Annotated in this window: 11 protein-coding genes; all 11 read left to right on the plus strand. The window is 36.6% G+C overall.

Going from position 1 to position 10,245, the window contains the following annotated elements; genetic code table 11:
• A partial coding sequence (locus CYP54_RS09900; protein WP_103604535.1) for an ATP-dependent protease occupies window positions 1–719 on the plus strand: 719 nt, incomplete at its 5' end.
• A gap of 12 nt (window positions 720–731) precedes the next feature.
• Complete coding sequence (gene nosZ, locus CYP54_RS05790; protein WP_103604536.1) at window positions 732–3,320, plus strand: Sec-dependent nitrous-oxide reductase; 2,589 nt, start codon at window positions 732–734, stop codon at window positions 3,318–3,320.
• Between the two features lie 83 nt (window positions 3,321–3,403).
• Entirely contained in the window at window positions 3,404–4,159 is a 756-nt protein-coding gene (locus CYP54_RS05795; protein ID WP_072595072.1) for a cytochrome C, read from the plus strand.
• The gene (locus CYP54_RS05800) at window positions 4,152–5,408 is read left to right on the plus strand and encodes a nitrous oxide reductase family maturation protein NosD (RefSeq protein ID WP_103604537.1); all 1,257 of its coding nucleotides are present in this window, start codon (window positions 4,152–4,154) and stop codon (window positions 5,406–5,408) included. Before CYP54_RS05795 ends, CYP54_RS05800 begins: the two co-directional genes overlap by 8 nt.
• On the plus strand, window positions 5,401–6,078 hold the full coding sequence (locus CYP54_RS05805) for a 4Fe-4S dicluster domain-containing protein (RefSeq protein ID WP_103604538.1): 678 nt from the start codon (window positions 5,401–5,403) through the stop codon (window positions 6,076–6,078). Before CYP54_RS05800 ends, CYP54_RS05805 begins: the two co-directional genes overlap by 8 nt.
• Complete coding sequence (locus tag CYP54_RS05810) at window positions 6,075–6,623, plus strand: c-type cytochrome (RefSeq protein ID WP_103604539.1); 549 nt, start codon at window positions 6,075–6,077, stop codon at window positions 6,621–6,623. The genes CYP54_RS05805 and CYP54_RS05810 overlap by 4 nt, the downstream gene beginning before the upstream one ends.
• Complete coding sequence (locus tag CYP54_RS05815) at window positions 6,623–7,084, plus strand: c-type cytochrome (protein WP_084109871.1); 462 nt, start codon at window positions 6,623–6,625, stop codon at window positions 7,082–7,084. The genes CYP54_RS05810 and CYP54_RS05815 overlap by 1 nt, the downstream gene beginning before the upstream one ends.
• A gap of 2 nt (window positions 7,085–7,086) precedes the next feature.
• A complete protein-coding gene (locus tag CYP54_RS05820) occupies window positions 7,087–7,986 on the plus strand; it encodes a NapH/MauN family ferredoxin-type protein (protein ID WP_103604540.1) in 900 nt (299 codons plus the stop codon).
• 9 nt (window positions 7,987–7,995) lie between these two features.
• Entirely contained in the window at window positions 7,996–8,649 is a 654-nt protein-coding gene (locus tag CYP54_RS05825; protein ID WP_103579996.1) for an ABC transporter ATP-binding protein, read from the plus strand.
• Entirely contained in the window at window positions 8,642–9,469 is an 828-nt protein-coding gene (locus tag CYP54_RS05830; protein WP_072595065.1) for an ABC transporter permease, read from the plus strand. The genes CYP54_RS05825 and CYP54_RS05830 overlap by 8 nt, the downstream gene beginning before the upstream one ends.
• Before the next feature lie 135 nt (window positions 9,470–9,604).
• Window positions 9,605–10,012, plus strand: coding sequence for a tetratricopeptide repeat protein (locus CYP54_RS05835; protein WP_103604541.1), 408 nt, complete (start codon window positions 9,605–9,607; stop codon window positions 10,010–10,012).
• Window positions 10,013–10,245: the final 233 nt, after the last annotated feature.

The following is a 10,245-nucleotide window of genomic DNA, read 5'->3' on the forward strand; positions in this document are numbered from 1 at the left end:
AAGATGGACAGACTAAAAATTTGGATCTAAAAGATACGATTTATAAGAATCAAGAGTGTGGAAATGATGGAGAATCTTTTTATATCGCAAATTTAAACAATGAGATTATTAAGGTAGCAAATGAGAGAGATTTTTTATTTGCCATGCCAAATGTCGGCTGTAAAATTTCACAAATTACGGCAATTAAAAATAAAATTTACGTAGCTTGCGATATGGCAAATGAAGTCAGCATAGGCATTTTTGATAAAAATCTAAATAAGCTTTTAACTAAAAATTATAAAGATGTTTATAAAATTTCAAGCCTTTTGCCAATTGATGACGAGCTATTTTTTACAAGCTTTAATGGCACACCATTTTTGCTTGATAAAGAGCTTAATTTAAAAGAGAAAAAGCGTGTTGGCTTTGCTCCACTTAGTGCCTGTAAATTTAAAGGGAATGATATTTTGCTTGGCTTTAGAGATGGAGAAATTTTAGATTTTAAAAGTGGAATTAAAAAGCAAGTTTTAAAATCTAAAATTTCAGCTCTTGCGTGTATGGAGGATGAAATTTTCATAGGTGATGGGGATGGAGTAGTCTATAAATTTGACAAAGATCTTAAACTAAAAGGACAAAAGGCTCTTTTTAACAATGAGATAAAAAGAATTTTTATAGATAAAGGCGTCCTAAATGGCGTAAATTTAGACAATGAGATAAAGAGTTTAGAGATAAATTCATTTTAAAAAGGAGAGTAAATGCAAAAGTTATTTTGTGTCGCAAGTGCTGCGTTGCTTGGGCTATCTTTAACTACTGCTTGTGCTGCTAGTAGTGACCTTGAAAAAGTCATGAAAGAGCGTGGGCTAAGCGAAAAAGATGTCCTTGCAGCTGCTAAAACTTATCAGCCTAGCGGTAAAAAAGATGATTTCATCGTCTTTTCATCTGGCGGGCAAAGCGGTCAAGTGCTAGTTTATGGCGTTCCGTCGATGAGAATTTATAAATACATCGGCGTTTTCACACCAGAGCCTTGGCAAGGATATGGCTATGACGATGAGTCAAAAGCTGTTTTAAAACAAGGCAACATCAGAGGCAAAGAGATAACATGGGGCGATACACACCACCCAAATTTTACTGAGAAAAATGGTGAGTATGTTGGTGATTATCTATTTATTAACGATAAAGCTAACCCAAGAATCGCAGTTATAAATTTGCATGACTTTGAGACAACTCAAATCGTTGTAAACCCTATCATGAAGAGTGAGCACGGCGGTAGCTTCATCACTCCAAATAGCGAGTATGTTATCGAAGCTAGCCAATATGCAGCTCCACTTGATAACAACTATCACTCAATAGACGACTATGAAGCAGTCTATAGAGGTGCTGTAACATTTTGGAAATTTGACTATCCAAAAGGTAAGATCGACGAGAAAGAGTCATTTTCTCTTGAGCTCCCACCATACTGGCAAGATCTAAGTGATGCTGGTAAAGGCGAGAGCTACGGCTGGGGCTTTACAAACTCAATAAATACTGAGATGTATACTGGCGGTATCGAAAAAGGTCTCCCTCCATTTGAAGCAGGTGCAAGTAGAAATGACACTGACTTCTTACACGTTTATAACTGGAAAATTTTAGAAAAACTTGCACAAGACAAGAAAAACTATAAAGTTATAAATGGACACAAGGTAGTTACAATAGATGCTGCGGTAAAAGCTGGGGCACTATTTTTAATCCCAGAGTCAAAGAGCCCACATGGTTGTGACGTAACACCAGATGGTAGATATATCATCGTTGGTGGTAAGCTTGATACTCACGCATCAGTTTATGACTTTAGAAAGATCAAAGAGCTAATCGACAAAAAAGAGTATGCTGGCACTGACCCATACGGAATTCCTATCTTAGATAGAGAAAAGTCAATGCACGGACAAGTAGAACTTGGCCTTGGACCACTGCACACATCATTTGACTCACAAGATGGCGTAGTCTATACTTCACTTTATGTTGATAGCCAAATCGTAAAATGGGACTACAAAAATTTAAAAGTACTTGATAAAGTAAATGTTCACTACAACATAGGTCACCTTGACACAATGGAAGGCAAATCAGCAAAACCAGTTGGCAAATATGCAATCGCACTTGATAAACTTTCAATCGATCGCTTTAGCCCAGTTGGCCCACTTCATCCACAAAATCACCAGCTAATAGACATCACTGGTGCAAAAATGGATCTAATCTATGATATGCCTATCCCACTTGGTGAGCCACACGATGTTGTTTCAATAGCTGCTAGCAAACTAAGTCCAGCGCTTACTTACAACATGGGTACAAACTCAAGAACAGGCGAGGCTAGCCCATATGCAACTCTAGCTGGTCAAGAAAGAGTTGAAAGAAACGGCAAAAATGTAACCGTCTATGCGACAATGATCAGAAGCCACATCAACCCAGAACACATCGAGGTAAATAAAGGTGATAATGTAACAATTCACTTAACAAACCTAGAGCGCGCTCAAGATGAGACTCACGGATTTGGCATCGACCTTTACAACATTCACGCTTCACTTGAACCTGGCAAAACTGCTTCAGTAAATTTCGTAGCTGATATGGAAGGTGTCTTCCCATACTACTGCACCGAGTTTTGTTCAGCGCTTCACCTAGAGATGATGGGTTATTTACTTGTTAAAGATCCAAATAAAAAATATGAATCTGCAAAAAATAACAAGCTAAAAACTCTAAGTCCAGAAGCTTTAAAAGCCGAATACGACAAAGTAATCGCAACTAATAAGGCAACTGACGATGTTATCCAAGAGGTTGTTAAATACCTAAAAGAGAAACATTATGAGAAATATCCAAAAGTAAAAGCTTTGGTTGATGACGCACTTGATCAATACGGCCACATCAAAGAGGTAAAAGCTAAAGCTGACGAAGCTTACAAAAAAGGTGACGTAAACGGTGCTATCCTTTGGGAGTACCAAGTATGGCAATACATGGTTAAAACAGCTGATGTTGGCTTAAGAGCTAAAAATAACCTAGCTAAAGAGATCGCAACTCCGATGAGTCCAGCTGCTACAAAAGGTGAAGAGGCTTATCTAAAAGGCGGTTGTAATGGTTGCCACGTCATCGGTCAAGTAAGCTCAGGTCCAGACCTAACAGGCGTTTTACTAAGACATGAAAACGGCGAAAAATGGGTAGCAGAATTTATCAAAGATCCTGCTAAGTTCTATAATGACGACTACATTAAATCAATGATTGATTACTTTAACCTTAGAATGCCAAATCAGCATATGAGTGATGAAGAGATCAAAAATATCATCGAATACCTAAAATGGGTAGATGAAAACGCTGGTATGTAGTTTTGAAAGGGGCATTTTGCCCCTTTTTAAATTTTAAAATTTTATTTTTAGCAGATGAAATTTTAAAATTTAAAGGAGAGATCATGAGTAAATATAAAATTTATACCATTGTTGCACTTGTCTTAATGACTGTTTGTTTTACTTTGCCTGTTCTTGGTTGGCACGGAGCAAAAGAGCGTATAGCTGATGGTGATGAACTGCCATCTTATACTTACGGTATCTATAATCTTTATAGCTCATTTCAGTATAAAAATCACCTTTTATCAAAAGATGTAGCAAGCGATCTTCATAAGATGATCGAGCAAAAAGCAGAGATAGGCACACCATCTTTTCCTATCTGGTACGTCTCTCTTGAAGCTCCAAATTATCCAAAATCAGCCTTTCCTGATGGAATTCCTGTATATTTTCACGTAGATGGATATAGTGGTGACGTGCATGAGATGAATACGATAAATCACTACATCGGTATGTATCCTATGGAGCATGGTGGAAATTTAGAGCGAGCGATAGCGCCTTATTATTTGCTTATTTCAACACTTTGCATGCTTGCATTTTTGTATTACAATGGCAAATTTAACTCGCTTCTTATGGTTCCAACGATTATCGCGCCTGTGCTATTTATGAGCGCATTTGCAGGATGGCTTTACTGGTATGGACACAACATGCAAGAGTGGGGCGCATTTAAGATTAAGCCATTTATGCCAACAGTTTTAGGTGATGGTAGCGTCGCACAATTTACAACTCACTCTTATCCAAGCATTGGATTTTGGGTGATGATTGCTATGAGTGTATTTTGCATACTTGCAGTATTTTCAAAGAAAAAAGAGCTAAATGCGTAAAATTTTCAATTTTGCCCTTGCTTTCTTGCCTATTTTTAGCTCTGCAAATATCCTTCAAGATGCAATAAATAATGCTAGCCCTGGTGATGTTATAAAGCTAGGAGACGGTATCTATGAAGGAAGCATAACTATAAATAAGCCGCTTAGTATTGTTGGTGAGGGTAAAAACGCTCACATAAAAGGAAATGGTAAAGGCACAGTCGTAAAGATTATTGCCTCAAATGTTACGCTTAGAAATTTAAAGATAAGTGGTAGCGGAAATGACCTTGGTGAGCTTGATGCTGGCATTGGCTGCGATAAAGCAAATAATGTCTTGATTACGCAAAATGACTTGAGTGATGTGCTTTTTGGGATTGATTTTAAAGAGTGCAGTAGCTCAAAGATCACTGAAAATAACATCACTTCTAAAAAAGGGGCCAGTCTTGGCTTTAGAGGTGATGCGGTTAGACTCTGGTATAGTCATGAAAATTTAATAGAAGGCAATTATATTTATGATAGCCGAGATATGGTTGCATGGTATGCAAGTCACAATAAATTTTTAAAAAATAAAGCGATCCGCGGTAGATACTCGCTTCACTTTATGTATGCGAATCAAAATTTAGTCGAAAACAATGATTTTATCGGCAATGCAGTCGGAATGTTTTTTATGTATTCAGCTGGCTCAAATATAAAAAATAATCTTGTTATGGATAGTGACGGCGCTTTTGGTATCGGTATCGGTCTAAAAGATGTTTCAAATTTTACTATCGAAAATAATACACTTATCTATAATGCGAGAGGAATTTTACTTGATAACTCGCCGTTTCAGCCAGGCTCAACGATAAATTTCTTAGGCAATAAAATTTTACACAACGTAGTTGGCGTATATTTTCACGCTACTCAGGGGATAAGCATATTTGAAAATAATGATTTTATAGGCAATATGGATATCGTTGCGAACGACACTCCAGGCGATAAAATGGCATTAAATCGGTGGAGTAAAAATTATTATGATGAGTATGAGAGCTTTGATAGAAATAAAGATGGCTATGGCGATACGCCGTTCATGCATCTATCGTATGCCGATCAGCTTTGGCAGTACTATCCAAATTTGCAGTTTTTCTATGGATCAAGTGTCTTTAGTATCTTAAATTTTTTAGCCAAACTCGCGCCATTTTCTGAGCCAGTAAAGCTACTTGAAGATAGCACGCCAAGGATAAAACCACTTGATGCTTCAAATTTTAACGCGTTAAGGGCAAAGCGTGGATAGAAGAAAATTTATAATCTTAGGCTCAGTCGCAGCTGCCGCAGGATATGGCATAGGTAAAATTTTGCCAAAAAGTAGCGGCGATAAACTCTATCTTAGACCACCAGGTGCGGTTAATGACTTTGATGATCTTTGTGTTAAATGCGGTCAGTGTGTGCAGGTATGCCCTTATCACAGTATAAGTTTGCTTGATATAAAAGATGGATATTCAAATGGTACAGCATACATCGATCCTAAAAAGAGAGGTTGCTATTTATGTGATCTTTTCCCATGTGTGCTCGCCTGTCCAAGCGGTGCGTTAGATCATGCTACAAAAGTTGTTGATGATGTGAAAATGGGCGTTGCTGTCTTGAGTAATGCAAATGCCTGTATGTGCCTAAAAAGAGAAAAAATAAGCGAAGATAGCGTTGAAGATTTGCTTGTTCGCAAAGTTTATAACGATAGGGAAGAAGCAGAAAAAGATAAGATAAAAGGCAAAATCGGTCAAATTTGTGACCTTTGCGTCAGCATTTGCCCAGTTGGCGATAGTGCAATAGTAATGAGCGAAGCAAATTTACCACTCATAAAGCATGGCTGTGTTGGGTGTGGGGTGTGTGCTGAGGTTTGCCCTGTAAAAATTATAAATATTGCCCCAAAAATGAGTTATGATGAAATTTATAAGGAGAAAGAATGAGATTAATAATGTCTTTAGTGGCTGCTGCTTTGCTATTTGTCGGCTGTGAAAAGAGCGATGACAAAGCGCAAAAAGCAGCTAGCGAGCAACCAATAAATGTAGCCACGAGTGCTAGCATAAAGGTTGAAAAAAAAGAAAATAACCAAAGCACAAATAAACAAAATGACTTCATAAAATACGATATGCACGGCGAAAAGAGCGTAAAATTTGGACTTGAAGATAATAATGTAAGCCGTCAAATCGGTGCTTTAGTGATGGTAAGAACCCCTCTTCAAACTATAAATTTAAGACTTATAAAGGGCAGGCTTAGCAAAAATTTCATTACAAAATGTTCAGCTTGTCACGATGATTACGCAAATGGCATCATCGGGCCATCACTTTTAACAAAAAGCGAAAATGAAATTTATACAATGATAAATGCTTATAAAAATAAAGAAAAAGTCAATGTCTTAATGCGAGATCTTGTTAAAAAAATGGATGATAGTGAAATCAGAAATTTAGCTAAAGAAATCAGTGATTTTAATACACAATTTAGGAGCAAATAATGAAAGTAGGAAAGATTATAACCATTATTTTAGCGGTAGCAATTTGCGGTATCATGGTGTTTATGTTAAGCCAGACTCCGCCTAAAAAGGAAAAAGTAGCAACTAATGCTCAGCCAAAAGTAGAGCAAAATTTTACAAAAGAGCAGCCAAAGTCTAGTGAAGAATTTGCCAGCGAAGATGAGCTAAAAAAGGTAAAAGAGCTAAGTCTAAGTGTGGCTAAAGTGCACAATGAAGGCGTTAGCAAGCAGTATCTAACAACTTGTGCTCCGTGCCATGGCGCAAATGCAAAAGGCGTCGTAGCTCCTGATATAACACACCTAAGTAAGGATGAATTACTTAAAAAGCTGGCTGATTATAAAGCTGGCAAAGTGCAAAACTCACTTATGAAAGGGCTACTCACAAATGTTAGTGATAGCGAGCTTGAAAGCCTTGCAGATGAAATTTCTAAATTTAAAAAGTAAAAATGGACAAATATAACACTCGTGCGACGATTAGAAATGTAAGCTTTCTAAGCACGTTAATCACAACTACAAAAGATGGTAAAAAGCGTCCTAGCATACGATTTTGGCGCATTTTTACCATCGTTTTAGTTCATCTTTTATTTGTGCTTTCATATAGAGTCGATATACAAATTTTAGAAGGCGACATCAGTGCCTCAAGGATATTTGGTTTTCACTTGGCAGATACTTTTATGAGCCTGCAAGTCTTTTTGGCGACACATGAAATCCATGTAAATTTAATAATTGGCTCACTTAGTATCTTGGCATTTTATATCATTTTTGGTGGTAGAGGCTTTTGCTCTTGGATCTGTCCATATTCATTAATAAGCGAAATAGCTGAGAAGATCCATGAAAATTTACGCGCTAAAAAGATAGTAAAACCACGAGTTTTTGACACAAAGTGGCGATATGTTTTCACCATTTTATTTTTAACCCTTAGCTTTGCTAGTGCAAGCCTTACATTTGAAATTTTTAATGTTGTTGGGATTTTTTCAAGATTTATTATCTATGGCTATTTTCATGCTATTTGGTTCGTTGTAGCTATGCTTATGGTTGAAATTTTCTTCTCACGTAGAGCTTGGTGTAGGTATGTCTGTCCTATCGGAGCTACTTACTCGGTGCTAGCTAAACCAAATGCCATAAAAGTTAGCTGGGATAAAGAAAAATGCGATCACTGCTTAGTTTGCACCGATGTTTGTCTAGTGCCTCACGTGCTTTTTATGACAAAAAAGGGAGCAAAGCTTGACGAGAGTAAAAATATCTTTAGGATAGCTGGTGCTGATTGCACGCTTTGTGGTAGGTGTATTGATGTGTGTCATCAAGATGCACTGAAATTTGACAACGGCTTTAAAAAACTCATATAAGGAAAATTTTTGATAGATATAAAAGAAGTAACTAAAATTTTTGGCTCGCAAAGGATACTTGACAATGTTAGCCTAAACGTAAAATCTGGTGAAAAAATAGCAATACTTGGACAAAATGGAGCTGGCAAAAGCTCGCTCATGCGTATCATTTTAGGCGAGTTTATCCCAAATAGTGGAAGCATCGCGATAAATGGCGTAAATACCCTAAAAGACAGAAAAGGGGCTTTGAAATTTATCTCATTTGTGCCACAAACCCCACCACCGCTTAAATTTAATCTACGTGAGCTTTGTGAGTTTGTTTGCAAAAGCTCAAATGTAAAATTTGAAGAGATTGAGAAATTTAGCAAGCTTTTAGAGCTTGATCTGCATGCAAATTTAAATAAGCCATTTTATAAGCTCTCTGGCGGCATGAAACAAAAGATGCTAATAGCCATCGCATTTGCTAAGGATAGTGAAATTTTGATGTTTGATGAGCCAACAGCAAATCTTGACGTGAAAGCAAGGCTTTCTTTTAAAAATTTACTTGATAATTTTACACAAAACAAAACACTTGTTTTTATTTCACACCGTATCGATGAGATAGCAAATTTATTAGATAGATGCGTCTATATGGATCTTGGCAAGATAATCAAAGAAGAAAATTTAAGGAGCAAGGGTGAATAATCTTTTTTTAATAGCAAAGCTTGATGTTAAAGAGTCTTTTCGCTCAAGATGGTTTGTGATATATGCTGCGCTTTTTTCTGCTTTGATGATAGGATTTTTATTTAGCGGCGTGACTGATTCACGTGTGCTCGGCTTTTCTGGGCTTACTAGAGCACTGCTTTTATTTATTCAAATTTGTGTCATCATTGTGCCTATTTTTATTCTCATCTCAACCGTAAGAAGCATAAATCAAGATAGAGATACAAATTTGCTTGAATACATCCTTAGTTTCCCGCTAAGTCTTAGAGAGTATTATTTTGGCAAGGCACTGGGCCGTACATTTGTTGTTTTTGTGCCACTTTTGTTTGCTCTTTTGCTTTGCGTGGTCGTTGGCTTTATAAAAGGTGTTGCGATACCTTGGAGTGTATTAACACTTTATTTTGGACTACTTTTTAGTTTAAGCATCATTTTTTTATCGCTTGGATTTTTTATCTCAAGCGTGATTAAAAATCAAGAGACAGGCCAAGGTGTGGCGTTTTTACTTTGGCTTATAATGCTTGCATTTATTGATCTAGCATTAATTGGACTTCTTATGCGAAGCTCGGTTGATGAGTACGTTATTTACGCTATTGCTATACTAAATCCGATAGAGCTTTTCAGGATAGCAGCGCTTAGTCTTTTTGATCCAAATTTAGCAGTTATCGGTACTGCGTCTTATTTTATTTTAAGCACCTTTCCAAAGGCGACATTTGTAGCTTACGCGATTATTTATCCGCTCGTACTAGGCATTATTTTGCTAGTTTGTGGCTATTTCGCCTTTAGTAAAAAAGATTTGGTTTGAGATTGTTTTTTGTTAAAGAAAAGTTGGTTTTAAATTTAGACGAAACTTGTATTATTCTACTTGTCCAACAAGAAACCTCCTTTTTGTAATAGCTCCCTTTCCCCCAAAGGGAGCTAACTTATTCCAAGGAAATTTATGAAAAAATCTGTTTTATTTTTAGCATTTGCTCTTATATCTTTGAATGCAAACTGGGATATAAATATGCAAGAGTGTATTAATAAAAGCAACGCTAAAGCTTGCGAGAGTTTTACAAAAAAGCTTTCAAGCGAGTGTGAGAATAAAGATAAAATTTCTTGCTTTATCTATGCAGATATGCTAGGGCGTGGCCTTGGCGCAGAAAAAGATACGCAAAAATCTTTTGAGATATTTAAATCGCTTTGTGATGACGGTAGTAGCGAGGCTTGCTATGAGCTAGCGACAAAGTATCTTCAAGGAAATGGCACTGAGCAAAGCTTTGATCTTTCTGCAAACGCTCTTGATAAGGCTTGCAAGATGGGCAGCAAGCGAGCTTGCAATGTATTAGAGCTTGTGCCAAAAAATTAGCCTAATTTTATACTTGTACTAATTAAAAGAAATTTCTTAAATATAGTTTCTTTAAAGTTAAATTTACTTTAGTATTACTTGGAATTTCTTTTTTATTAACTAAAAATTTTATTAAAATTTATGCTTAAATAATACTATTCCATCGTCCTAAATGGACCCTCCTTTTTGTAACTGATAAGTCTTTGCTTCCCCCTTTTCTGGCTTTTCGTATACACAAAGAGGAGTTGTTTATT

The organism is Campylobacter concisus (assembly GCF_002914005.1).
Taxonomy (GTDB): domain Bacteria; phylum Campylobacterota; class Campylobacteria; order Campylobacterales; family Campylobacteraceae; genus Campylobacter_A; species Campylobacter_A concisus_N.

Bases quoted from the DNA above. Each gene is read 5' to 3' on its own strand.
- nosZ (WP_103604536.1), top strand. From the start codon at position 732: ATGCAAAAGTTATTTTGTGTCGCAAGTGCTGCGTTGCTTGGGCTATCT.
- CYP54_RS05795 (WP_072595072.1), top strand. From the start codon at position 3,404: ATGAGTAAATATAAAATTTATACCATTGTTGCACTTGTCTTAATGACT.
- CYP54_RS05800 (WP_103604537.1), top strand. From the start codon at position 4,152: ATGCGTAAAATTTTCAATTTTGCCCTTGCTTTCTTGCCTATTTTTAGC.
- CYP54_RS05810 (WP_103604539.1), top strand. From the start codon at position 6,075: ATGAGATTAATAATGTCTTTAGTGGCTGCTGCTTTGCTATTTGTCGGC.
- CYP54_RS05815 (WP_084109871.1), top strand. From the start codon at position 6,623: ATGAAAGTAGGAAAGATTATAACCATTATTTTAGCGGTAGCAATTTGC.
- CYP54_RS05820 (WP_103604540.1), top strand. From the start codon at position 7,087: ATGGACAAATATAACACTCGTGCGACGATTAGAAATGTAAGCTTTCTA.
- CYP54_RS05835 (WP_103604541.1), top strand. From the start codon at position 9,605: ATGAAAAAATCTGTTTTATTTTTAGCATTTGCTCTTATATCTTTGAAT.